Genomic DNA, 22,751 nt, shown 5'->3' with positions numbered 1-22,751 from the left:
GGGGCGCTTCCCGGACAGACGCGCAGGGGTCGCGGCGGCCACGGTGGTGGTGTCCGAAAACGACTGCGCCGCTGAGCAATCGAGGCGCGAGCTAGGGGAACCACGATGACGCTCACCGCAGCACCCGCAGAGACCCAACCGTCCGACCCCACCCCGCGACCGGCGTCCGCCGGCGTGGTCCTGACCCTCGCTCGGTGGAGCACCCGGCACAAGGCCAAGGCCCTGATCGGCTGGTTCCTGTTCGTCGCCGTCGTGTTCGTCGGCGGCCAGCTGGCCGGCACCCGCCTGCTGGAAGGCGCCGAGACCGGCACGGGGGAGTCCGGCAAGGCCGACAAGATCGTCGAGCAGGCCGGCTACCCGGCCACCCCGACCGAGCGGATCCTCGTCCAGGCGCGCAGTGGGAGCCTGGACGCCGCGACCGCGACCGCGGTCGGCACCGAGCTGCGCAGCAAGCTCACCGGGATGCCGCAGGTGTCCCAGGTCGGCGACCTGGTGCGCTCGGCGGACGGCCGTTCCGCGCTGCTGCCGGTGGTGCTGAACGTGAACGGCAAGACCGGCAACGCGGCGTACGACGTCGCCGCCGACCAGGTGCCCGCGGTGCAGGCGGTGACCGCCGGCGTGGCCGGGGCGCACCCGGACCTGCGCGTCGACCAGGTCGGTGACGCCTCGCTCGACAAGGCGATCGGCGGCCAGGTGTCCAAGGACTTCTCGCGCGCCGAGAAGCTCAGCCTGCCGATCACCCTGGGCATCCTCATCCTGACCTTCGGCGCCCTCATCGCCGCAGGGGTGCCGGTGATCCTGGCGCTGTCGGCCGTGATGGCGGGGATCGGCCTGAGCGCCCTGGTCTCGCACGTGGTGCCGGTGATGGACTCGCTGAACAGCGTGATCCTGCTGATCGGCATGGCCGTGGGGGTCGACTACTCGCTGTTCTACGTGCGCCGAGCTCGTGAGGAGCGCGCGAAGGGTGCCGGTCGTCGGGACGCCATCGAGATCGCCGCGCAGACCAGCGGCCGCGCCGTCGTGGTCTCCGGGCTGGCCGTGTTCATCGCGATGTCGGGGCTGCTGCTGTCCGGCGACGCCACGTTCGTCTCGATGGCCGTCGGCACGATGCTGGTCGTCGCGGTGGCCGTGCTCGGCTCGCTGACCGCGTTGCCGGCCATGCTCGCCGCGTTCGGCGACAAGGTCGACCGGCCGCGGATCCCGCTCGTGCACCGGCTGCGCCGCCCCGACGGCGAGGGCCGCTTCTGGCCCGCCGTGATGCGGGTCGTGCTGCACCGCCCGGCCATCTCGCTGGTGCTGGCCGGCGCGGCCATGGTGGCGCTCGCCCTGCCCGCGCTGGGCATGCGCACCGGCGAGGCCGGCGCGGACTCGCTGCCCCGCTCCATCCCGATCATGAAGACGTACGACGCGATGACGGCGGCCTTCCCGCAGACCGGCTTCGCGCACACCGTGGTCGTGCACTCCGACCAGCCGCTGGACGCCAAGGCGCTGGACGCCGGGGTGGCCGGCCTGGTCGCCGACGCCCGGGCCACCGGGCAGTTCACCGGGCTGGACGACGTCCACCCCGTGCTGGCACCGGACGGCCGGACGGCGACGATCGACGTCCCGATGACCGGGGACTTCAGCGGGAAGCCGGCGCAGGCGTCCCTCACCACGTTGCGGGACACGCTGGTTCCGCCGTTCGCGGCGGCCGTGTCGGTCCCGGGCACGCAGGTCCTGGTGACCGGTCCGACCGCGGGCTCGGCGGACTTCGCCTCGTCGATGCGCGCTCACCTGCCGTGGGTCATGGCGTTCGTCCTCGGCCTGACCTTCGTGGTGCTGGTGTTCGCGTTCCGCTCGGTCGTCGTGGCGGCCACCGCGGTGGTGCTGAACCTGCTGTCCGTCGGTGCGGCCTACGGGGTCCTGGTGCTGGTCTTCCAGCACGGGCTCGGCCACCAGCTGCTGGGCTTCCAGTCCGGTGGCGTGGTGATCGACTGGTTGCCGCTGTTCCTGTTCGTGGTGCTGTTCGGCCTGTCCATGGACTACCACGTGTTCGTCGTCAGCCGGATCCGCGAGGCGCACGACTCCGGCCTGCCGACCAAGGTGGCGGTGGCCCGCGGGGTGACGTCGTCCGCCGGGGTCGTGACCAGTGCGGCGGCCGTCATGGTCGGGGTGTTCAGCATCTTCGGGACGCTGTCGCTGCTGGAGTTCAAGCAGCTCGGCGTCGGCCTGGCGGTGGCGGTGCTGATCGACGCGACCGTCGTGCGGGCCGTGCTGCTGCCCTCGGCGATGACGCTGCTCGGACGGCGCAACTGGTGGATGCCCGCGGCGCTCGAGCGGCGGTTGCCCGCGCAGCAGCACTGATCGCCGCGCGCATCCAGCGCTAAGACGTCACAGATGGGGCACTCCTGTTCGCCGGAGTGCCCCATCTCCGTCATCTCACCGAGGCGGGTGCTCAGCCGCAGGCGCGAGCCTGCTCGGAGCCCAGCAGCGCGGTCAGGTCGACCGCGGCGGACGACGTCTCCGGCACGGTGTGCTGGACGGCAATGGGCACGCCCAGCAGCAGCAGGTACCCCTGGTGCTGCAGGGTGGCCAGCGGCTGGCAGCCGCGCAGCCGCAGCTGCACCACCAGCGTGATGTCCGTCTGCGCTGGCAGCACGACCGGTAGTCCCGGCACGGTGGTCAGGGTGACCGGCGGCCCCACCGCGCCGACCCGGGTGGACTGCTGCACCTTCCCGCGGACGTCGAGTGCGGGCTGGACGGGGGAGTCGGTGGACACCGTGATGGCGACGTCGTGGTGGGACCCGTTGCGCACCACTAGCATCGGCGTGCGGACCGTGCCGGCAACCCTCGCGGTGAGGTCCGCCTCGTCGGGGTTGCCGCAGACGGCGCGAGCGTTGACCCGGTAGGTGTCCAGGTTGATGTCGCGCACCGTCACGGGCTGCGTCCGGCCGTCCGGGCCCTTGATGGACAGCCGCGGTGTCACGGCCGTCGAGCGCACGCAGGAGATCCCCACCAGGGCGACGACCTGGCGCGCCTCGCCCGGCGCGATCCGTGGTGACCCGCCATTGGCCAGCCCGATCAGCGTCGCGCCCTGCACCGGCCGGATCTGCGCGGGCGAGACCACGACGTCCACGGGCACCTGGCCGGTGTTGACCACGCTGATCCGCAGGCTGGCCGCCATCGTCGGCCCGACCATCGCCAGCTCGGCGGGCTGCGCCACGGCGAGGACGCGGGTGCCGCCCGTCGCCGCGGTCTGCGAGTCGTCGGGGCGGTGCGCGGACCAGTAGGCCGCGCCGGCGGCGCCGACGGACACGGCGACGGCCGCCAGCAGCGCGGTCCGGCGCGGTTGCCGCAGCCGACTCGTCGTCGGTGCTCCCGGCTCGGGCCGCTCGGGCGGGCTGGTCAGGTCGAGGACGTCGGGCTCGCCCGCGGGCGCTCCACCGGGCCCAGCGCCGGGCGGGCCGCGGTCGGGCTCACGTCCGCCACCGACGTCCAGGACCTCGTAGCCCATGGGCGGTCACGGTCTCGTTCTGCGCGGTCCGGGTGCCACCGCCCCAGCATGCGCGTCGGTGACCGCGGCGGCAATGCGTCGACTCGCTACGGTCGGGTGGTGGCCCATCCGCTCCGCTACGACGCGCGCGACCCGCAGCTGGCCCGGCTGCGCGAGCTCTGCCTGCAGTTCCCCGAGGCCAGCGAGAAGGTCTCGCACGGCCGGCCGACGTTCCGCGCCCGGGTGATGTTCGCGGGGTACTCGGGCATGATCAAGGCTCCCGTCGCCGGCCAGCCGATGCAGCAGCTGCCGCACGCGGTGCTGTTCGTGGTCGCGGCGTCCGAACGCCCTGCGCTGGAACAAGATCCGCGGTTCTTCCTGCCCGCCTACTACGGCGCGTACGGCTGGCTCGGGCTCGACCTCGACGCCGCCGACGTCGACTGGCAGGAGGTCGCCGAGCTGGTCGACGCGAGCTACCGCGAGGTGTCCGGGCCGCGGCTGGTCCGGTTGCTCGACGAGCGCGGGTCACCTGCAGATCGCTAGGCAGCGCGGTTTCGCGGGTAGGGTGCGCGGATCGTGAGCAGAAGGGTTTGAGGTGTCGCAGAACGTCGTGCCGGATCCGCCGCAGGGTCGTCGGCCACGCAGCGGGTGGCAGATCGCCGGCCTCGTGCTGGCCGTGGTGCTGGGCGTGACCGGACTGGTCGTGGTCGCCGGCGCCGTGCTGTTCATGGTCGCGATCAACAGCTGGGCGGACAACAAGTGAGCGGCTGGGTGGCCGCTCGGGTGCGGCTCGTCGTCCTCATGGCCCGGCCCGCGCTGGTCCTGCTGCTGGGCAGCTACGCCTGCATCGGCCTGGCCCAGCACGGCAACGCGCAGCGACTCTGGCTGGTGGCCGGTGCGCTCGTGGTCGTCGTCGGCTACCTCCTCGTCTCCGTGGTGCTCAACGACCTGGCCGACGCCGAGGTCGACCGGATCAACCTGCCCGGTGACCGCCGCCGTCCGCTCGCCTCCGGCTCCGCGCCGGCCGACCTCGTGGTCGTCGCCGTCGTGGGCGGCGTCCTGGCGCTGGGTGCTGCCGCCGCGCTGGGCTGGCGGGTGCTCGCGGTGCTGCTGGTCGGGCTGCTGGTGGGCGCCGCGTACTCGCTGCCGCCGCTGCGGCTGTCGAAGCGGGGCGCCGTCGCGTCGTTGTTGCTGCCGCTGAACGTGGTCGGCGTCCCGTACCTGGTGGGGCTGCTCGCGGGCGGCGGGGACGTCCGGCGCACCGACCTGGTGCTGCTCGGCGGCCTCTACGCAGCGGTGATCGGCCGGCTGCTCCTGAAGGACTTCCGGGACGTTCGCGGCGACGCGCTGCTCGGCAAGCGGACGTTCCTGGTCCGGCACGGCCGCGTCGTCACCTGCCGGGTGAGCGCGGCGCTCAGCGTCCTCGGCGGCGGGCTGCTGATGGCCGCGGTGCCGGACCGCACGCCGGCCCTGGTCGGCCTGTACGTCGTCGGGTTGGCGGCCGTCGTGGCGCTGCTGCGGCGGCTGTCCCGGACGACGAGCCCGCGCGACGACACGGTGCTCGTCGGAGCCATCGCGGTGGTCGGCCGGGGCCTGGTCGCCGGCCTGCTGGCGCACCTGGCCATGCGGCCGCTCGGCTGGACGGCGTGGCAGCAGGCGCTGACCCTGCTCGCCTTGGGCGTGCTCACCGCCGGCTTGGCCAGCGACCTGCTGCGGCACGGCCCGCAGGTGCGCGGCACCGCCCCCGCTGCCCCCGCCGAGGCCGACGAGGCTGACGAGTCCGACGAGGCCGCCCGCCGCACCACTCGCTAGGCGGTGACGTCCTCGGCGGTTTCCTGGGTGGCCTCCGGGGTGGCCTCCGGGGTGGCAGCGCCCTCCGGCAGGTGCCGGCGCAACGCGGTGTAGACGGACGTCGGGGTGAGCACGCCCTGGTAGCGCTCGTCGCCGTCCAGCACCGGCAGCCAGCCGGCGTCGTGCTGGACGATCTCGGCCAGCGCCCGGCGCAACGTGTCGCCGACCTCCACCGTCTCGTCGAACCGGCGCATCCGGTCGGCCACGGTGCCGTCGCCGACGCACTCGCGCACGCCCACCCAGCCGCGCAGCCGGCCCTCGTCGTCCACGACCACGGCGTACGGCTCGGGTGCCCGGTCGATGACGGCGCGCGCCTGCGCGAGCGGCTGCTGCGGGCTCACGGTGGGCGGGTGCTCCAGGTCGTCCGGCTCGATGGGGGTCACCGCCAGGCGGCGCAGCCCGCGGTCCGAGCCCACGAAGTCGGCGACGAACGCGGTCGCCGGCGCCCCCAGCACAGTGGCCGGGTCGGCGAACTGCTCGAGCCGGCCGCCCACGCTGAACACCGCGATCCGATCGGCCAGCCGCACCGCCTCGTCGATGTCGTGCGTCACGAACAGCACCGTCTTGCCGAGCTGGGCCTGGATGGACCGGAACTGCGCCTGGAGCCGGTCGCGGGCGATCGGGTCGACGGCGCCGAACGGCTCGTCCATCAGCAGCACCGGCGGGTCCGCGGCCAGCGCGCGAGCGACGCCGACGCGCTGGCGCTGGCCGCCCGACAGCTCGTGCGGGTACCGCCCGGCGTAGGTGTCCGGGTCGAGCCCGACGAGCTCCAGCATCTCCGTCACCCGGTCGGCGGTCCGCGCCTTGTTCCAGCCCACCAGCCGCGGCACGGTCGCGATGTTGTCCCGCACCGTCTGGTGCGGGAACAGGCCGACCTGCTGGATCACGTACCCCATGTCCCGCCGGGCGACGACCGGGTCGGTGCGGGTCACGTCGGTGTCGCCCACCACGATCCGGCCCGCCGTCGGCTCGATCAACCGGTTCACCATGCGCAGCGTCGTCGACTTGCCGCAGCCGCTCGGACCGACCAGCGCGACCAGCTCACCCGGCTCGACGGCCAGGTCCAGCTCCTGCACGGCCTGGGTCCCGTCGGCGTACGTCTTGCTCACGCCCTCGAGCCGGATGGCCACACCTCGGGTACCGTCCACGCGTGCTCTCCTTCGGCTCCTCGCCAGGCGCGCACCCTGTCGTGCACGCGCTCGCGGCGGCCGACGAGCCGCCCAATCCGTGGTTCTCCCTGCAGTTCGCTCGGGAGAACACTTCCGCCATCATGACCGCTCTGCAAGAGCACGTCCTGCTGACGGTCGTCGCCGTGCTGCTCGCCTGCCTGGTCGCGTTCCCGCTCGCCGTGCTCGCCGCCCGCCGTCCGAGGCTGGCCGGACCGGTGCTGGGCATCAGCGGCGTCATCTACACCATCCCCTCCCTGGCTCTGTTCGCGATCCTCGCGCCGTTCACCGGCGCCTCCAAGACGACCGTGCTGATCGGGCTGGTGCTGTACGCGCTGCTCGTGCTCGTCCGCAACACGCTGGTCGGGCTGCGCGCGGTGCCCGACGAGGTCCGGGACGCCGCCCGCGGCATGGGGTACGGACCGCGGCAGATGCTCTGGCGGGTCGAGGTCCCCGTCGCGCTGCCGACGATCATGGTCGGCGTGCGGGTGGCGACCGTGTCGACCGTCGCGCTGGTCACGGTCGGGGTGATCGTCGGGTACGGCGGCCTCGGCCAGCTCCTGCTCGCCGGCTTCCAGAACAACTTCTACCGGGCCGAGATCATGACGGCGACCGTGCTCACCGTGGCGCTCGCGCTGTTCCTGGACCTGCTGCTCCTGCTCATCACCCGCTGGCTCACCCCCTGGACCCGTCGGAGCGCGTCGTGAACGCCGACGGCGGGGTGGTCACGGACACGGTCCGCTGGTTCAACGACCCGCTGAACTGGCAGGGCCCGGACGGCGTGTGGCACCTGACCGCCGTGCACCTGTGGATCACCTTCGCCGCGGTGCTGCTCGCGGCGGTCGTGTCCCTGCCGCTCGGCGTCTGGATGGGGCACCGGTCCCGCGGTGGCGGCATCGTCGTGGTGATCGCGAACCTCTCCCGGGCCGTGCCCACCCTGGCCCTGCTGACCCTGTTCGCGGTCGCGAACCTCGGCTTCGGGAACCGGCCGACAATCCTGGCGCTCGCGGTCTTCGCCGTGCCCCCGCTGCTCGCGAACGCCTACATCGGGGTCGCCGAGGTGGACCGGGACGCCAAGGACGCCGCGCGCGGGATGGGCATGAGCGGGATGCAGGTGCTGCGGGTGGTCGAGCTGCCGCTGGCCGTCCCGCTGATCGCGGCCGGGCTGCGGACGGCGGTCGTGCAGGTGTGCGCGACGGCCTCCCTGGCGGCGCTGGTCGCCGGCGGCGGTCTGGGCGTGCTGATCAACCTGGGCTTCAGCCAACGCCGGTTCGAGCAGGTGCTGGCCGGCGGGCTCCTCATCGCCCTGCTTTGTCTCGTTCTGGAAGGGTTGCTGGCCCTGCTCCAGCGGGCCGTGACCCCGGAGGCCTTCCGCCGTTCGTCCGCATCCTGAACGTGATGTTCCTGCGCTCGCGCCCCGGCTGTCGGTGGGGGAGGCTTGACTCACCCCCGTGGGCCGGTCCTGGCCCCCCGGACACGCGTGCCCGCCGTGGGCACGGGACACAGAAGGCGGAGTAACCCATGCGCAGGCCCATTCTCATCAGCGGCGTGATCCTCGCCGCGACCATCGCCTTGTCCGGCTGTGGCGACGCCGGCTCCTCAGGCACCGAGGCGGCGCCGTCCGGCAGCGCCAGCGGTGGCGCCAAGCAGGCTTGCGCGGCCGTCGCCGGAACGGACCTCGTGGTCCTGGACGACGACAAGAAGCTGCAGACGGTCGACAACCTCATCCCGGCGGTGAACGGCGACAAGGGCTCGCCGGCCCTGGTCGCGGCGCTCGACAAGGTGTCGGCCGTCCTGACCACGGACGACCTGGTGGGGCTCAACAAGCAGGCTGACGTCGACCGCAAGTCGCCGGCGTCGGTGGCCAAGGAGTACGCGAACAGCAAGGGCCTGCTGACCCCGTCGTCCGGCGGCAGCGGCAAGGTCACCGTCGGCGCGGCGAACTTCAGCGAGAACCAGATCGTGGCCAACCTCTACGCGTCCGCGCTGAACGCGGCCGGCTTCGAGGCGACCGTGCGCACCGTGGGCAACCGCGAGGTGTACCTGCCCGAGCTGCAGAAGGGGAACCTGACGGTCGTCCCGGAGTACGTGGGCACGCTCACCGAGTTCCTGAACAAGAAGGAGAACGGCGCGAACGCCGAGGCCAAGGCCTCGAGCGACCTCGACGCCACCGTGAAGGCGCTGGCTGCGCTGGGCCTGAAGTCCGGACTGGTGTTCGGCAAGCCCGCCGAGGCGGCCGACCAGAACGCGTTCGCCGTCACGAAGGCCTTCGCCGACAAGAACGGCGTCAAGACGCTGTCCGACCTCGGGTCCAAGTGCGGCGCCCTCGTGCTCGGCGGCCCGCCGGAGTGCCCGCAGCGCCCGTTCTGCCAGCCCGGTCTCGAGAAGACCTACGGCCTGCAGTTCGGCAGCTTCAAGGCGCTGGATGCCGGCGGCCCGCTCACCAAGAGCGCGCTGAAGTCCGGTGCCATCGCCATCGGCCTGGTGTTCAGCTCCGACGGCTCGCTGGCCGCTGGCTGACCGCTGAGCCACTCACCGCTCAGTAGTCCACCCACGCACCGCGGTGCTGCTCCCCGACCGGGAGCGGCACCGCGGTCCGGTTGCCTTGCTGGGGCAGCGGGCAGGCCCACTCCGGGTCGTAGGCGCACGACGGGTTGTACGCGAAGTTCAGGTCCACCACGAGGGTGACGGTGCCGTCGTCCGCGCGGGTCGTGCCCAGGTCTGAGCCCTTGATGGTGTCGAGCACGTAGCGCCCGCCGCCGTAGCTGTCCGGGGCGGCATCCTTGACCGGCAGGAAGATCCCCCCGCCGTAGCTGGCCAGGCGCCAGACGTCGAGGCGCACCTCGCCCTCCGGGGCGGGCAGGACGACGGTGCCGAGCCGCGCGAACGGCACGTCGCCGTCCGTGGCCGTGCTGGCCTTGAAGGCGGACGGCAGGCTGGGGTCCGGCTCGGTCACGGCGACCTCGAAGCGGTAGCGCTCGTCGTACTCGGCCACCGCGAGGCCGCTGAAGCCGGCCCGGTGCTCACCGAGCAGCGGGGACGCCGGGTGGCTGGCCAGCAGCTGGTCGCGCCCTCGCCGCCACGCCTCGTGCGCCTGGCGCGGTTCGGCGGTCTCTCGGACGGCGCGGTAGAGCGCGTGCACCCGGCGGCGCCAGTCGACGACGTCCGCGGCCGTGCTCAGCTCGGTAGAGGTCACCTCGGCAGGATCGCACGGACGACTCAGCGTGACCTCCCGGGTGGCGGTGGGGCCCAGCCGAGTGATCGTGCGCGACACGCCGACCAGAGTGACGCGTGTGACTCCTGTGACGGCCTACCATCGGCCCGTGACCGGTATGCATCGTGGCAGGCGTGGCCTGCGTTGGCGGCTCGTCGTCGCCGTGCTGTCCAGCGCCGTCGGGCGTGGCTACGCCGGTCGGCACCGTCTCGCCGACGTTGCCCTCGGCGTCCAGGAGTCGGTGTCCGCTCCCGTGCTGCCGGCCGTCGGGACCGTCGAGGCGGACGAGAGCAGTCGCGTCCTCGTCGCGGAGGCCGCTCCGGATGCTCTCGTGAGCGCCCGCCAGCTGCCAGCGGCACCGATGGTGGTGCAGGGGGCCCGGCTCGCCGTCGTCCAGGTCGCGTCCAGCCCGGACCCGCTCGTCGACACCATGCCGCACCCGGTGGTCAAGCTCTTCCCGATGGCCGTGGAGGAGATCCACGACGCGGTGTTCGCCGGTGAGGACGCCGAGCGCGAGCAGGCCGCCGTGGTCGACCTCGCCGCCGCTGAGGGTGCTGGGGTTCACGAGTACCACGGCCGCCACACCGCCTGACCCACCCCAGTCCCACCTCCGCCGCTCAAGCCGCTTTCGCATGCCCGAGACCGGCCTGAGTGGCGGAAACCGGCCTGAGTGGCGGAAGCGTGGGGTCGGGGCTACTTGTCGACGTCGCCGACGACGAAGAACATCGAGCCCAGGACGGCGACCATGTCGGAGATCAGGCACCCGGGCAGCAGCCGCGAGAGCACCTGCACGTTGCCGAACGACGCCGAGCGCAGCTTGAGCCGGTACGGCACCTTGTCGCCGCGCGAGACCAGGTAGTAGCCGTTCAGCCCCAGGGGGTTCTCGGTCCAGGTGTAGGCGTGTCCCTCGGGGACCCGCAGCACCTTGGGCAGCCGCTGGTTCACCGGACCGGCCGGCAGCGAGCGCAACCGCTCGACGCACGCCACGACCAGGTCGAGCGACACGTGCACCTGCTCCAGCAGGCACTCCAGCCGGGCCAGCGCGTCACCGGCCGTCCGGGTCACCACCCGACCCGGCCCACCCGGCCCGAACAGCTCCCCGTACGCCAGGTAGGGCTCGTCGCGCCGCAGGTCCAGGTCGAGCCCGCCGGCCCGCGCGATCGGACCGCTCACCCCGTACGACGCCGCCACCTCGTGCTGCAGCACGCCCACCCCCACCGTGCGGGCGCGCAGGATCTCGTTGCCGACGATCATCCCCTCGAGGTCCGGCATCCGCCGGCGCACCGCGGCGACCGACGCCAGCACCCGAGTCAGCCAGCCGGCCGGCAGGTCCTCCTTCAGCCCGCCGACCCGGTTGAACATGTAGTGCATCCGGCCGCCGCTGATCTCCTCCATCACCGCCTGCAGCTCCTCGCGCTCGCGGAACGCGTAGAAGATCGGGGTGATCGCGCCGAGCTCGAGCGGGTAGGCGCCGAGGAACATCAGGTGGTTGAGCACCCGGTTCAGCTCGGCGAGCAAGGTGCGGGCCCAGACCGCCCGTTCGGGCACCTCCATGCCGAGCATCTTCTCGACGCCCAGGACGACGCCCAGCTCGTTGGAGAAGGCGGACAGCCAGTCGTGCCGGTTCGCCAGGACGACGATCTGCCGGTAGTCGCGCACCTCGAAGAGCTTCTCGGCGCCGCGGTGCATGTAGCCGACGACCGGGTCGGCCGAGACGATCCGCTCGCCGTCCACGACCAGCCGCAGCCGCAGCACGCCGTGCGTCGCCGGGTGCTGCGGGCCGATGTTGAGCACCATGTCCGCGGTGGCGAGCCCGCCCGCGCCCACCCCGACGGTCAGCTCGCGCCCCGGCTGCGCGGTGGTCGGCGTCGTCACGGGACCGAGTCTGCCACTCCGGGTGGCGCGCAGTGTGCCAGCATGACGAGGTGCCCCTGCATGACGAGCCCTTCACCCCGGACGACGTGGAATGGCGACCGGTCTCGGACCGCCTCGCCACCGGACGGCGGCTGATCGCGGCCGCCTGCTGCCTCGTGGTCGCGATCGTGGTCGCGCTGGTCGCGGTCCTGACCAGCACGGCCTGGGTGTACGCGCTGCTCCTCCTGCCGGTCGTCGCCCTCGGCTGGTCGTCCTGGCTGTTCGGGCGCCAGGTCCGGGCCACCGGCTACGCCGAGCGCGAGGACGACCTGCTGGTCCGGCGGGGCGTGATGTTCCGCAGCATCGTCGTCGTCCCCTACGGGCGCATGCAGTTCGTGGACGTCCAGGCCGGCCCGCTCGCGCGCCTGCTGGGCTACTCCGCCGTCCAGCTGCACACCGCCTCACCGGGAACGGACGCGCACATCGACGGGTTGGTGCCGGACGAGGCGGCGCGGCTGCGCGACCGCCTCGCCAGCCGCGGCGAGGCCCGGCTGGCCGGCTTGTGAGCGATCCGCGCAGTCCCCTCGACCCGGACGACGGGTGGCGGCGGCTGCACCCGCTGACTCCGTTGGCGCGCGGCTGGAAGGTCGTCGCCGTCGTCCTCGCCCTGGTCGCCCAGCAACGCGGCGAGGTGCTGTTCTCCGGGAACCTGCCGTCGCGGCAGGAGGCGTTGGTCACCCTGGGTGGCTTGGTGGTCATCGCCCTCGTCGCGGCCCTCTACGGCTTCGTCGCGTGGCGGCGGGCGGCCTACCAGGTCGACGAGGACACCCTGCGGCTGCACTACGGCGTGCTGTTCCGCCAGCAACGGCACGCCCGGCTGGACCGCCTGCAGGCGGTCGACGTGGTCCGGCCGCTGCTCGGGCGGTTCCTCGGGCTGGCCGAGCTGCGGCTCGAGGTGGCCGGCGGCAAGGACTCGGCGATCGTGCTGACCCTGCTGCGCGAGTCCGATGCCGAGGAGCTGCGCAACGTGCTGCTCGCCCGCGCGGCAGGCGTCCGGTACGAGGGCGAGGTCGCGCCGGTCGCGCCGGAGCACGAGCTCATCGCCGTGCCGGTCGGCCGGGTGATCGCCTCGCTGGCGCTGACCTACTCGACCGGCTTCCTGGTCATCGCGATCCTGGCCGGCGCCGTCCTCGTGGCGGTCACCGGACGGATCAGCGTGCTCGCGATCATCGCGTCCGCGTTCATCGGTCTGGTCGGCGCGCAGTGGACCCGGTTCAGCTCCACGTTCGGGTTCCGGGTCGCGACGTCGCCCGACGGGATCCGGCTGCACCACGGGCTGCTCACCACCCGCGCCCAGACGGTTCCGCCGGGTCGGGTGCAGGCGATCCAGATGCGCCAGCCCTTGCTGTGGCGGCGCCTGGACTGGTGGAGCCTCACGGTGAACGTTGCCGGGTACGGCGACTCCGGGCACGACTCCGCCGAGCAGGAGAACGTGCTGCTGGTCGTCGGTTCGCGCGCCGAGGCGCTCCTGGTGCTGCGGCTGGCCGTGCCGGCGCTGGACCCGCACGACGAGGACGGCCCGACGCCGCAGGCGCTCTCGGCGGGCCTGACCGGGACGACGACCGAGGCCGGTTTCGTCGTCGCACCACGCGCGGCTCGCTGGCTGGACCCGGTGAGCTGGCGGCGGCACGGGGTCAACGTGCTCGACGACGTCGTGCTGCTGCGCCGTGGCCGCTGGCACCGCGAGCTGGACGTCGTCCCGCACGCCCGCACGCAGAGCCTCGGCGTGAGCCAGGGACCCCTGCAGCGCCGGCTCGGGGTCGCCTCGTTCCACATGCACTCGACGAGCGGGCCGGTGCACCCCGCGGTCGCCCACCTCGAGTCCCAGGACGCCGCGGACCTGCTGGTCGCCCAGGCGGCCCGGGCGCGGCTCGCGCGGGCCGCCGCGGGGGACGGCGACCAGGGTCGCTGGATGGAGGCCCCGTGAGCCGGATCCCGTTGCTGGACAGGTCCTTCGACCTCTCCGACCCCAACTTCGTCCGCGACCCCTACCCCGGCTTCGCCCGCGCTCGGGAGCAGGCGCCGCTGGCCTGGCACGAGCCGCTCGGCGTCGCGGTGGCCACCTCGCACCGGGCCTGCGACGTGGTGCTGCGCGACCGCCGGCTGGGCCGGATCTTCCGTCCGCGCGCGCCCGAGGGTGACTGGGCGACGTTCAACTGGCTGCACGCGGACTCGATCCTGGACAGCGAACCGCCCAAGCACACGCGGCTGCGCCGGCTGGTCGCCGGCGCGTTCGGGCGTGGGCACGTGGAGCGGCTGCGGCCGCGGGTGCTCGAGCTCGCCGAGGGCCTGCTCGACGAGTGCGAGCAGACGCAGTCCGCAGGCGGGTCGTTCGACGTGCTCGCCGACTACGCCGAGCCCCTGCCGGTGCTGGTGATCGCCGAGCTGCTCGGCTGGCCCGCCGCGGACCAGCACCTGCTGCGGCCCTGGTCGCAGGCCATCGTGAAGATGTACGAGGTGGACCGCACGGCCGAGCAGGAGCAGCAGGCCCGGACGGCCAGCGCCGAGTTTGCCGACTACGTCGGGGAGCTGGCGGCCGCCCGGCGCGCGCACCCCACGGACGACCTGGTGACCCACCTCGTGCAGGCACGGGACGGTGGGGACCGGCTGGACGACCACGAGCTCGTGGCGACCGTCGTCCTGCTGCTGAACGCCGGCCACGAGGCGAGCGTCAACGGTTTCGGCAACGGGATCGTGTCCCTGCTCGAAGCGCCGGACCAGCTGGACCTGGTGCGCCGCAACGTCTCCGATGACGCCCTGGTCGCCCTGGCAGTGGAGGAGATGCTCCGGCACGACTCCCCGCTGCACCTGTTCGAGCGCACCGCGACGCAGGACGTCGACCTGCCGCTGGGCCCGGGCGGCTCCCCGCTGCGAATCGCCGCGGGTGCGAAGGTTGCGGCCCTGCTGGGCGCGGCGAACCGCGACCCCGAGGTGTTCGAGGAGCCGGACCGGTTCGTCGCCGACCGGTCCCCGAACCCGCACCTGGCCTTCGGTGCCGGCATCCACTTCTGCCTCGGCGCGCCGCTGGCCCGGGTCGAGCTGCAGGCGTCGCTCCCGGCGCTGCTGCGCCGCTTCCCCGCGCTGCACGCGGTCGGGGAGCCGGTCCGGCGTCCGACCTTCGTCCTGCGCGGCTACGAGCACGTCCGGCTCGCCGGCTGACCCGGCGACTGACCGGCGGGTCAGCCGGGGCAGCGCGGGTCGGTGTCCATCCGGGTGATCGCGCCCGTGCTGTCGTAGTGGACCAGCAGGACGGCTGAGGTGTCCGGCTTCGCCAGCCAGGCGCTGGCGCTGAGCGGCTGGGACGTCAGGCCGAGGTCGCCCGACCCGTCCACCACGCACGCGTTCACCACGATCCGCGCCCCGGGCGCGACGGGTGCCGTGTAGGTCTTGGCCGTGTTCTGGTTGGTGTACCGCGACCCCTTGTGCGGTGCGATCTTCACGCCCTGCTTGGCGAGCGTCGAATCACTGGTGCCGTCCAGCGTCCAGCGGTCGAGCTCGATGACCTTCACGGAGCCGATCGTCGTGACGGCCGTGACGGTGCCGATGTCGAACGTGCGTCCCTTGACGTCGGACGTCGCGGTGGGGCTGGCCGAGGACGTGCCGCTCGGCGTGCTCGTCGTGGTCACGGTGACGGTCGGCGAGGCGGCGCCCTGCCCGTCCGCCGAGCACCCGGTCAGCGAGGCGGCCATCGGCGCCGCCACCAGCAGCGCGAGCAGGGTCGGCGCCGGGCGTCGTCCGGTCGGTTCCTCGTCGATCACCCACCCACCATGTCCAACAGGGCGTCGGCCTGTCCACCCGGCGTCGTCTGCAGCAGCCAGCCGAAGCCGCCGAGCCCGGCCGGGTCGAGCAGCTCCGCGGCCTGGCTGGCGCGGGTGACGCCCTCGAGGTACCCGAGGGCATCGGTGCCGGCCAGGGCGTGGTCGGGCAGTCGACCGTCGATCCCCAGGGCGCGCAGCGTGGTGCGCTGGTCGACGAGCACGGTGCGGGCGGCGCCAGCGGCGGTCCCGGCGGCCGCGACAGCGTCCAGCGCGACGTGCGCGGTGACGTCGCAGGCCCCGTCCGGCACGGGCGGGCAGGCCGCGCCGTCGCGGTAGCCGATCAGGGAGCCGCCGGGTGGGCGGTCGGTCCGGTGGTGCGTGTAGTCGACGGCGACGAGCAGGCTGGCGGGCGCGGCCCGCACCAGCTCGGCCCAGGCCCGGTCGCGCGCCAGACCCACCTCCGCGCGCTCGCCCGGTTCGCCGCCACCCGGTGGCACCGGCCACCAGCGGTGCAGCCACTCCAGCTCGGCCGGCGAGGGTGCGGCGCCGAGGGTGCGCGACCAGCTCCCGGGCTCGACCAGGACCGTCCGCCACCGCCCGTCCTCGTCGCGCTCGACGACCGGGCACGGGACGTCGTCCAGCCACTCGTGCGCGAGCACCAGGGCGCCGTCGAGCGGCAGCCCGGCGGGCAGCGCCGCGCCGCCGGGGGACTGCACCCACTCGATGCGGTCCGGCAGCGCGGCCGGGCGCGGGACGACGTCCACCCCGACCAGGTCGAGCCCGGGCGCCAGCGCGTGCAGGTCGGCCAGCAGTGCCCCGCGCCCGCTACCGACGTCCACGACCCGGTGCAGGCCAGCGCCCTCGGCCAGTCGCGCCACCGCCGATGCCAGCAACCGCCCCGCGCCGACCGACGTCCGGAAGTGCTCGGCCGGTTCGGCGCGCCGGTAGAACCCGGCAGGGCCGTAGAGCGCCTGCTGCCACGCGGTCTCGAACGTGATCACGGTCGACGCAGGACGACGACGACGTCCGTGACGGCGAACAGGAACCGGCCCTCGTCGGCCAGCCGCCGCACGGACCCGATCCACGCCGCGGCGCGCCCCGACAGGTCTGGGTCGTCGGCCGCCGCCGCCACCATCCCCATCGCGATCTTCCAGGCCAGCGAGCCCTCGTCGAAGCGGCGGTGCGCGTCCGCCCAGGAGTGCACACCCAGCAGCTCGAACGGCGAGTCGGTGGCGAGCCAGAGGAGCTTGCGGCCCATGAAGCCGTCGGCGCGCACCTGCCAGTCCGGGACGACAGCCACGAAGCGGTCCACCAGCAGGCGGGTGAGCGCGTCGTCGTCGCTGGTGAACAGCGCGGTGTCGAAGTCGGTGTGCCCGATCACGGCGAGGCCGCCCGGTCGCAGCACCCGGGCGCACTCGCGCAGGAACTGCGCCGGATCGGCCAGGCTCTCGGCCACGTTCATCGACACGATCCGGTCCACCGCGGCGTCCGCGAACGGCAGCGGCTCGTCGAGGTCGGCGACGCGCGACACGACCCGCGGGTCGGCCAGCAGGTCGTCGTCCAGGTCGACCGCCTGGTCCACCGCGTGCACGGTGGCCGGCACGTGCTCCCCGGCCAGCAGCCGCCGCACCGTGCGGCCCGTGCCGCAGCCGAGGTCGGCGACCACGAGCCCGTCCGAGTCGACGTCCGCGAGGTCGACCAACCGCTCGTGGCGTCCCATGGCGCGAGCCTAGCGAGCACGGCGCCGCGAGTCCGTCGAACGTCGCGCGCTAGCGTTCCTGCCTGTGAACGGGCTCGACGGCGACGCCGCGCGGCCGGCAGGTCAACGACCCGCCCGGCTGGACGTCGGCGTGGTCGGTGCCGGGCGCGTCGGCGCGGTGCTGGGCGCCGCCCTGGCCCGCGCCGGGCACCGGGTGGTCGCGGCCAGCGCGGTCAGCCGCGCCTCGACCGAGCGGGCCGCCGCCCTGCTGCCCGGCGTGCCGCTGCGCCAGGTCCCCGACGTCGTCCGCGCCGCCGACCTGGTGCTGCTGACCGTCCCGGACGACGAGCTCCCCGCCCTGGTGCGCGGTCTGGCCGACACGGGTGCCTGGCCGGCGGGTCAGATCGTGGTGCACACCAGCGGCCGGTACGGGGTCGCGGTCCTCGACCCGGCCGCCGAGCAGCACGCGATCCCGCTGGCCCTGCACCCGGCGATGACGTTCACCGGCACCGCGATCGACCTGGAGCGGCTGAGCGGCTGCTGCTTCGGGGTGACCGCCGCCGACCCGGTCCGCCCGATGGCCGAGGCCCTCGTCGTCGAGATGGGCGCCGAGCCGGTCTGGGTCGCCGAGGCCGACCGGGCCCGCTACCACGCGGCGCTCGCACACGGGTCGAACCACCTGGTCACGCTGGTGGCGCAGGCCCTGCAGGTGTTGCGGCACACCGGGATCGAGGCGCCGGACCGCGTGCTCGCCCCGCTCCTGTCGGCCGCCCTGGACGGCGCGCTGCGCTCCGGCGACGCCGCCGTCACCGGCCCCGTCTCGCGCGGTGACGCCGGCACCGTCGCGGCGCACCTGGCCGAGCTGGCCACCGAGACCCCCGACGTGCTCGCCAGCTACGTCGCCATGGCCCGCGCGACCGCCGTGCGCGCCCTGGCGGACGACCGGCTCGGTGCCGTCGCCGCCGCCAACCTGCTCGACGTCCTGGCCAGCCCGAAGGAGACCTCGTGAACCAGCCCGCCGTCGTGCACACCCGCGCCGGGCTCGGCCCGGCGCGCGCCGCCCTCGACGACGGCGAGGTGGCCGTCGTGATGACGATGGGCGCGCTGCACGAGGGGCACGCTGCCCTCATCCGCGAGGCCCGCCGGCGGGCCCGGCACGTCGTCGTGACGATCTTCCTGAACCCGTTGCAGTTCGGGCCGCGCGAGGACCTGTCCCGCTACCCGCGCACCGTGGACAGCGACCTGGAGATCTGCGCCCGCGAGGGGGTCGACCTGGTCTTCATGCCCACCCCGGACGTCGTCTACCCGGACGGCGACCCCGGCGTCCGGGTCAGCGCCGGTCCGTTGGGCGACGTGCTCGAGGGCCAGGCCCGGGCGGGTCACTTCGACGGGGTGCTCACCGTCGTCGGCAAGCTGCTGCACCTGATCCGCCCTGACCTCGCCTACTACGGGCAGAAGGACGCCCAGCAGCTGCTGCTGATCCGGCGCATGGTGCGGGACCTCGACTTCCCGGTCGAGGTGGTCGCGGTGCCGACCGTGCGCGAGCCCGACGACCTGGCCATGAGCAGCCGCAACATCTACCTGACGGACAGCGACCGCGAGGTGGCGCTGGCGCTGTCCCGCGCGCTGCGGGCGGGGGCGGCGATCGCGGCCGAGGGTCCCAGCGCGGTACGCCGGGCCGCCCGCACCGAGCTGGTGGCCGAGCCGCTGGCCCTGGTCGACTACCTGGTGCTGGTCCACCCGGAGAACCTGCTCGACGTCCCGGAGTGGTACCGCGGTGAGGCACTGCTCGCGGTCGCCGCGCGGGTCGGCACGACCCGGCTCATCGACAACCTACCGGTGCGGTTGGGGCCGGGCGGCGGACCGCTGGAGTCGTTCTCCGGCAACGGTCTCGTGCCCGCCGACGAGCCTGCGACGGGCGACGCATGACCCTGACCCTGGCCCGGCGCCTGGTCGCGCCGCCACCCGGCTGGACGACGCACGCCGACGTGGTCGTGGTCGGCTCGGGCATCGCCGGCCTCACCTGCGCGCTGCGGCTGCGGCAGCGCGTGGAGCGCGTGCTGCTGGTCACCAAGACGGTGCTGGACGAGGGCTCGACCCGGTGGGCGCAAGGTGGCATCGCGGCCGCGCTGGACCCGGCCGACTCACCCGCCGAGCACCTGGAGGACACCTTGGTGGCCGGGGCCGGGGTGTGCGACGTGGCTGCGGTCACGGCGCTGGTCACCGAGGGGCCCGCCCGGGTGCGTGAGCTCGTGGCCCTGGGCGCGGAGTTCGACCGGACGCCGGACGGCGAGATCGCGCTGACCCGTGAGGGCGGCCACCACCGGGACCGGATCGCGCACGCCGGCGGCGACGCCACCGGCAAGGAGATCAGCCGTGCGCTGATCGCCGCGCTCGACGCGGTGCGGCACGACCCGGGCATCGAGGTCGTGGAGCACGCCATGGTCGTGGACCTGCTGCAGTCGGCCACCGGTCGGGTCTGCGGGGTCACCCTGCACGTGCTCGGCGAGGGCCAGCGGGACGGCGTCGGCGCGGCCACCGCGCGGGCCGTCGTCCTGGCCACCGGCGGTCTGGGGCAGGTGTACTCCTCGACGACCAACCCGTCCGTGGCGACCGGTGACGGGGTCGCGGCGGCGCTGCGCTCCGGCGCGCAGGTGCGCGACCTGGAGTTCGTCCAGTTCCACCCGACCGTGCTGTGGCTGGGGCCAGGAGCGATCGGCCAGCAGCCGCTGATCAGCGAGGCCGTGCGGGGCGAGGGCGCGTTCCTGGTCGACAGCGCCGGGCGCCGGTTCATGACCGATGTGCACGAGCTCGCCGACCTGGCGCCGCGCGACGTGGTGTCCCGGGCCATCGTGGAGCGGATGCGCGCCGACGGCACCCAGCACGTCTACCTGGACGCCCGGCACCTCGGCGCGGACTTCCTGGAGCACCGCTTCCCGTCGATCGTCGAGCGCTGCCGCTCGCTCGGGTTCGATCCCGCGACCGACCTGCTACCCGTCGCGCCTGCGCAGCACTACGCCAGCGGTGGGGTGGCCACGGACCTGCGCGGCCGTTCGAGCCTGGAGGGCCTGTACGCCTGCGGCGAGGTGGCCTGCTCCGGGGTGCACGGCGCCAACCGGCTGGCTTCGAACTCCCTGCTGGAGGGGCTGGTCTTCGCGCACCGCATCGCCGACGACCTGACCGACCGGCTCGCCGACGGCGACCTGGCGCCGGTCGACCCGGTCGAGGTCGACACCCCGCGGACGCTGCTCGACGCGGCCCGGCGGGTCGACGTCCAGCAGGCGATGACGTCCGGGGCCGGCGCGCTGCGCAGCGCGGAGTCGTTGCGGCGCACCGCGTCCGAGCTCGCCGCGCTGGCCGGTGAGGCGACGTCCGAGCCCACCGCGCCGGCCTGGGAGAGCACCAACCTGCACCAGGTGGGCTCGCTGCTCACCGAACTGGCGTCGCTGCGCACGGAGACCCGCGGGGGGCACCTGCGGTCGGACTTCCCCGAGCGCGACCCGGCCTGGCGCGGTCACCTCACTGCGCGGCTGGACGAGGACGGCGCCCTGCAGACCGAGTACGAGGCAGTCGCCGAGACGCAGGGAGTGGGCTCATGAGAGGGGACGACACGTTGCAGGCGACCGGGTTGGACCCGGCGGCGGTGCGGGACGTCGTCCGGCGCGCTCTGGACGAGGACCTCGGCGGGCCCGACGGGGTGGACGTGACGTCGTCCGCCACTATCGCCCTCAGCCAGCAGTCGACGGCCCACGTCGTCGCCCGGGCCGATGGGGTGGTGGCCGGGCTGGCGCTGTTCGGCCTGGTCTGGGACGACGTCGCCGCGCGGCTCGGTGTGGCGGCGGCTCACGTCGTGGTGCGGGCGGCGGACGGCGACCGGGTGCGGCGCGGGGACGTGCTGGTCGAGGTCAGCGGCGCCACCCAGGTGCTGCTGGTCGGGGAGCGGACGGCGCTGAACCTGGTGTGCCGCATGTCCGGCGTGGCGACGCACACCCGGCTCTGGGCCGACGAGCTGGCGGGCACCGGCGCCACCGTGCTGGACACCCGCAAGACCACACCGGGGCTGCGCGCCCTCGAGAAGTACGCGGTGCGCTGCGGTGGCGGGACGAACAAGCGGATGGGCCTGTACGACGTCGCGATGGTCAAGGACAACCACAAGCTCGCGGCCGGTTCGGTGCGCGCGGCGTACGAGGCGGTGCGGGCGCGCTACCCGGACGTCGAGGTGCAGGTCGAGGTCACCACCCTGGACGAGGCGCTCGAGGCGATCGCTGCCGGGGCGCGGTTCCTGTTGTGCGACAACATGTCCGTGCCGTTGCTCGCCGAGACCGTGGCGGCGGTGCGGGCGGCGACGCCGGACCGGGTCGAGATCGAGGGGACCGGCGGGCTGACGCTGGAGCACGCCCGTGACTACGGGGAGACCGGTGTCGACTACCTGTCCGTCGGTGGGCTCACCCACTCCAGCCCGATCCTCGACCTCGCGCTCGACCTGACCTGACCCGACCCACCACGCACCATTCGCGCTTGAGGTGCTTTTCGGGCCCCCATAGCCCCGTGAAGCGCGAATGGTGTGGGAACGCGGTGGCGGCGGGTCGGTAGGGTTGTGGACGTGAACGACCAGCCCCCGCCGCCCGCGCCAGCCGACGACGTCCCCGAGCAGATGCAGGTGCGGCGGGCCAAGCGTGAGCGGCTGCTGGCGTCCGGGGTCGAGCCCTACCCCGTCGGCGTGCCGCGCACGCACACGCTCGCCGAGGTCCGCGCGGCGCACCCCGACCTGGAGCCCGGCGCCGAGACGGATGACGTCGTAGGCGTCACCGGCCGGGTGGTCTTCGTGCGCAACACCGGCAAGCTCTGCTTCGCGACCCTGCAGGAGGGTGACGGCACGCGGCTCCAGGCGATGCTCAGCCTCGCGGAGGTCGGCGAGGAGCGTCTGGCGGAGTGGAAGTCGGACGTCGACCTGGGCGACCACGTGTTCGTGCACGGCAAGGTCATCTCGAGCCGGCGCGGCGAGCTCAGCATCATGGCCGACGCCTGGCAGCTGGCCGCGAAGGCGTTGCGGCCGTTGCCGAACCTGCACGAGGGCGCCGAGCTGAACGAGGAGGTGCGGGTCCGGCAGCGCTACGCGGACCTCATCGTCCGCCCGGCGGCCCGCGAGATGGTGCGCAACCGCGCTGCCGTCGTTCGGTCGCTGCGCGACACGTTCCACGCCCGGGGCTTCATCGAGGTCGAGACCCCGATGCTGCAGACCCAGCACGGCGGTGCCGCGGCGCGCCCGTTCAGCACCCACATGAACGCGTACGACATGGAGCTCTTCCTGCGGATCGCACCCGAGCTCTTCCTCAAGCGCGCTGCCGTCGGCGGGCTCGAGAAGGTCTTCGAGATCAACCGGAACTTCCGCAACGAGGGCGCCGACTCCACGCACAGCCCCGAGTTCGCGATGCTCGAGTTCTACGAGGCGTACGGCGACTACAACACGGTCGCGGACCTGACCCAGGTCCTCGTGCAGAACGCCTGTGAGGTGGTGCACGGCTCGCAGACCGCGGTGCTGCACGACGGAACGGAGTACGACTTCTCCGGCGACTGGACGTCGCTGACGATGTACGGCTCGCTGTCCGAGGCGCTCGGCGAGCAGGTCACCGCGCAGACCTCGGTGACCCAGCTGCGCGAGTACGCGGACAAGCTC

23 protein-coding genes are annotated in these 22,751 nt (G+C 73.7%); 16 read left to right on the top strand and 7 right to left on the bottom strand.

Translation table 11 applies throughout. From position 1 onward, the window contains the following. The first annotated feature begins 105 nt into the window (after positions 1-105). Complete coding sequence (locus tag ABEB17_RS05900) at positions 106-2,343, top strand: MMPL family transporter (RefSeq protein WP_345715664.1); 2,238 nt, start codon at positions 106-108, stop codon at positions 2,341-2,343. A gap of 91 nt (positions 2,344-2,434) precedes the next feature. Here ABEB17_RS05900 and ABEB17_RS05895 read toward each other — a convergent pair whose 3' ends face one another. Continuing rightward, positions 2,435-3,493 (bottom strand): hypothetical protein, encoded by a 1,059-nt coding sequence (locus ABEB17_RS05895; RefSeq protein ID WP_345715663.1) that lies wholly within the window; start codon positions 3,491-3,493, stop codon positions 2,435-2,437. Between the two features lie 99 nt (positions 3,494-3,592). On the opposite strand from ABEB17_RS05895, the gene ABEB17_RS05890 reads away from it, so the two are divergent. The 3 genes from ABEB17_RS05890 to ABEB17_RS05880 are packed head-to-tail and all read left to right on the top strand — an operon-like array spanning position 3,593 to position 5,284. Then, a complete protein-coding gene (locus ABEB17_RS05890; protein ID WP_345715662.1) occupies positions 3,593-4,015 on the top strand; it encodes an MmcQ/YjbR family DNA-binding protein in 423 nt (140 codons plus the stop codon). A 52-nt stretch (positions 4,016-4,067) separates the two neighbouring features. Then, a complete protein-coding gene (locus ABEB17_RS05885) occupies positions 4,068-4,235 on the top strand; it encodes a hypothetical protein (RefSeq protein ID WP_345715661.1) in 168 nt (55 codons plus the stop codon). After that, positions 4,232-5,284, top strand: a complete 1,053-nt coding sequence (locus ABEB17_RS05880; protein ID WP_345715660.1) for a UbiA family prenyltransferase — start codon at positions 4,232-4,234, stop codon at positions 5,282-5,284. The genes ABEB17_RS05885 and ABEB17_RS05880 overlap by 4 nt, the downstream gene beginning before the upstream one ends. Here the strand turns inward: ABEB17_RS05880 and ABEB17_RS05875 are convergent. After that, positions 5,281-6,471 carry an ABC transporter ATP-binding protein gene (locus ABEB17_RS05875; RefSeq protein ID WP_345715659.1) on the bottom strand — a complete coding sequence of 397 codons (1,191 nt, stop codon included), beginning with the start codon at positions 6,469-6,471 and terminating at the stop codon, positions 5,281-5,283. The two genes, ABEB17_RS05880 and ABEB17_RS05875, sit on opposite strands and share 4 nt — an antisense overlap. Positions 6,472-6,512: 41 nt before the next feature. Here ABEB17_RS05875 and ABEB17_RS05870 point away from each other — a divergent pair, with 41 nt between their 5' ends. The 3 genes from ABEB17_RS05870 to ABEB17_RS05860 all read left to right on the top strand — a co-directional run bounded on the left by ABEB17_RS05870 (position 6,513) and on the right by ABEB17_RS05860 (position 9,009). Beyond that, positions 6,513-7,196 (top strand): ABC transporter permease, encoded by a 684-nt coding sequence (locus ABEB17_RS05870; RefSeq protein WP_345715816.1) that lies wholly within the window; start codon positions 6,513-6,515, stop codon positions 7,194-7,196. After that, positions 7,193-7,882 carry an ABC transporter permease gene (locus ABEB17_RS05865; protein WP_345715658.1) on the top strand — a complete coding sequence of 230 codons (690 nt, stop codon included), beginning with the start codon at positions 7,193-7,195 and terminating at the stop codon, positions 7,880-7,882. Before ABEB17_RS05870 ends, ABEB17_RS05865 begins: the two co-directional genes overlap by 4 nt. Before the next feature lie 128 nt (positions 7,883-8,010). Then, positions 8,011-9,009, top strand: a complete 999-nt coding sequence (locus ABEB17_RS05860) for a glycine betaine ABC transporter substrate-binding protein (RefSeq protein WP_345715656.1) — start codon at positions 8,011-8,013, stop codon at positions 9,007-9,009. 19 nt (positions 9,010-9,028) lie between these two features. On the opposite strand, the gene ABEB17_RS05855 is transcribed toward ABEB17_RS05860, so the two are convergent. Then, entirely contained in the window at positions 9,029-9,685 is a 657-nt protein-coding gene (locus ABEB17_RS05855; RefSeq protein ID WP_345715655.1) for a DUF1684 domain-containing protein, read from the bottom strand. Positions 9,686-9,812: 127 nt separating this feature from the next. On the opposite strand from ABEB17_RS05855, the gene ABEB17_RS05850 reads away from it, so the two are divergent. Beyond that, positions 9,813-10,295: a hypothetical protein gene (locus ABEB17_RS05850; protein ID WP_345715654.1), complete on the top strand. Its 483-nt coding sequence runs from the start codon at positions 9,813-9,815 to the stop codon at positions 10,293-10,295. 101 nt (positions 10,296-10,396) lie between these two features. Here the strand turns inward: ABEB17_RS05850 and ABEB17_RS05845 are convergent, their stop codons facing one another. Continuing rightward, a complete protein-coding gene (locus ABEB17_RS05845) occupies positions 10,397-11,500 on the bottom strand; it encodes an NADH-quinone oxidoreductase subunit D (protein ID WP_345715815.1) in 1,104 nt (367 codons plus the stop codon). Between the two features lie 128 nt (positions 11,501-11,628). Here ABEB17_RS05845 and ABEB17_RS05840 point away from each other — a divergent pair, with 128 nt between their 5' ends. From ABEB17_RS05840 to ABEB17_RS05830, 3 genes are read left to right on the top strand one after another with little or no spacing between them, the layout of a single operon-like run. After that, entirely contained in the window at positions 11,629-12,123 is a 495-nt protein-coding gene (locus tag ABEB17_RS05840; protein ID WP_345715653.1) for a PH domain-containing protein, read from the top strand. Then, positions 12,120-13,544: a PH domain-containing protein gene (locus ABEB17_RS05835; RefSeq protein ID WP_345715652.1), complete on the top strand. Its 1,425-nt coding sequence runs from the start codon at positions 12,120-12,122 to the stop codon at positions 13,542-13,544. The genes ABEB17_RS05840 and ABEB17_RS05835 overlap by 4 nt, the downstream gene beginning before the upstream one ends. Continuing rightward, a complete protein-coding gene (locus ABEB17_RS05830; RefSeq protein WP_345715651.1) occupies positions 13,541-14,776 on the top strand; it encodes a cytochrome P450 in 1,236 nt (411 codons plus the stop codon). Before ABEB17_RS05835 ends, ABEB17_RS05830 begins: the two co-directional genes overlap by 4 nt. Before the next feature lie 20 nt (positions 14,777-14,796). On the opposite strand, the gene ABEB17_RS05825 is transcribed toward ABEB17_RS05830, so the two are convergent. The 3 genes from ABEB17_RS05825 to ABEB17_RS05815 are packed head-to-tail and all read right to left on the bottom strand — an operon-like array spanning position 14,797 to position 17,095. Further along, complete coding sequence (locus ABEB17_RS05825; protein WP_345715650.1) at positions 14,797-15,375, bottom strand: hypothetical protein; 579 nt, start codon at positions 15,373-15,375, stop codon at positions 14,797-14,799. Continuing rightward, the gene (locus ABEB17_RS05820) at positions 15,372-16,373 is read right to left on the bottom strand and encodes an SAM-dependent methyltransferase (protein WP_345715814.1); all 1,002 of its coding nucleotides are present in this window, start codon (positions 16,371-16,373) and stop codon (positions 15,372-15,374) included. Before ABEB17_RS05820 ends, ABEB17_RS05825 begins: the two co-directional genes overlap by 4 nt. After that, positions 16,373-17,095: a methyltransferase domain-containing protein gene (locus ABEB17_RS05815; RefSeq protein WP_345715649.1), complete on the bottom strand. Its 723-nt coding sequence runs from the start codon at positions 17,093-17,095 to the stop codon at positions 16,373-16,375. The genes ABEB17_RS05820 and ABEB17_RS05815 overlap by 1 nt, the downstream gene beginning before the upstream one ends. A 64-nt stretch (positions 17,096-17,159) precedes the next feature. Here ABEB17_RS05815 and ABEB17_RS05810 point away from each other — a divergent pair, with 64 nt between their 5' ends. The 5 genes from ABEB17_RS05810 to ABEB17_RS05790 form a co-directional block, all read left to right on the top strand. Then, on the top strand, positions 17,160-18,083 hold the full coding sequence (locus ABEB17_RS05810) for a Rossmann-like and DUF2520 domain-containing protein (RefSeq protein ID WP_345715647.1): 924 nt from the start codon (positions 17,160-17,162) through the stop codon (positions 18,081-18,083). Further along, complete coding sequence (gene panC, locus ABEB17_RS05805; RefSeq protein WP_345715646.1) at positions 18,080-19,003, top strand: pantoate--beta-alanine ligase; 924 nt, start codon at positions 18,080-18,082, stop codon at positions 19,001-19,003. Before ABEB17_RS05810 ends, panC begins: the two co-directional genes overlap by 4 nt. After that, the gene (locus tag ABEB17_RS05800; RefSeq protein ID WP_345715645.1) at positions 19,000-20,673 is read left to right on the top strand and encodes an L-aspartate oxidase; all 1,674 of its coding nucleotides are present in this window, start codon (positions 19,000-19,002) and stop codon (positions 20,671-20,673) included. The genes panC and ABEB17_RS05800 overlap by 4 nt, the downstream gene beginning before the upstream one ends. Continuing rightward, complete coding sequence (gene nadC / locus ABEB17_RS05795) at positions 20,670-21,566, top strand: carboxylating nicotinate-nucleotide diphosphorylase (RefSeq protein ID WP_345715643.1); 897 nt, start codon at positions 20,670-20,672, stop codon at positions 21,564-21,566. Before ABEB17_RS05800 ends, nadC begins: the two co-directional genes overlap by 4 nt. Positions 21,567-21,728: 162 nt before the next feature. Continuing rightward, a partial coding sequence (locus ABEB17_RS05790) for a lysine--tRNA ligase (protein ID WP_345715813.1) occupies positions 21,729-22,751 on the top strand: 1,023 nt, incomplete at its 3' end.

The organism is Angustibacter luteus, from assembly GCF_039541115.1.
GTDB classification, from domain to species: Bacteria; Actinomycetota; Actinomycetes; order Actinomycetales; family Angustibacteraceae; genus Angustibacter; species Angustibacter luteus.
This window is presented reverse-complemented; position numbering and strand designations above follow the sequence as displayed.

Bases quoted from the DNA above. Each gene is read 5' to 3' on its own strand.
- ABEB17_RS05900 (WP_345715664.1), top strand. From the start codon at position 106: ATGACGCTCACCGCAGCACCCGCAGAGACCCAACCGTCCGACCCCACC.
- ABEB17_RS05895 (WP_345715663.1), bottom strand. From the start codon at position 3,493: ATGGGCTACGAGGTCCTGGACGTCGGTGGCGGACGTGAGCCCGACCGC.
- ABEB17_RS05860 (WP_345715656.1), top strand. From the start codon at position 8,011: ATGCGCAGGCCCATTCTCATCAGCGGCGTGATCCTCGCCGCGACCATC.
- ABEB17_RS05845 (WP_345715815.1), bottom strand. From the start codon at position 11,500: ATGGTGCTCAACATCGGCCCGCAGCACCCGGCGACGCACGGCGTGCTG.
- ABEB17_RS05815 (WP_345715649.1), bottom strand. From the start codon at position 17,095: ATGGGACGCCACGAGCGGTTGGTCGACCTCGCGGACGTCGACTCGGAC.
- ABEB17_RS05800 (WP_345715645.1), top strand. From the start codon at position 19,000: ATGACCCTGACCCTGGCCCGGCGCCTGGTCGCGCCGCCACCCGGCTGG.
- nadC (WP_345715643.1), top strand. From the start codon at position 20,670: ATGAGAGGGGACGACACGTTGCAGGCGACCGGGTTGGACCCGGCGGCG.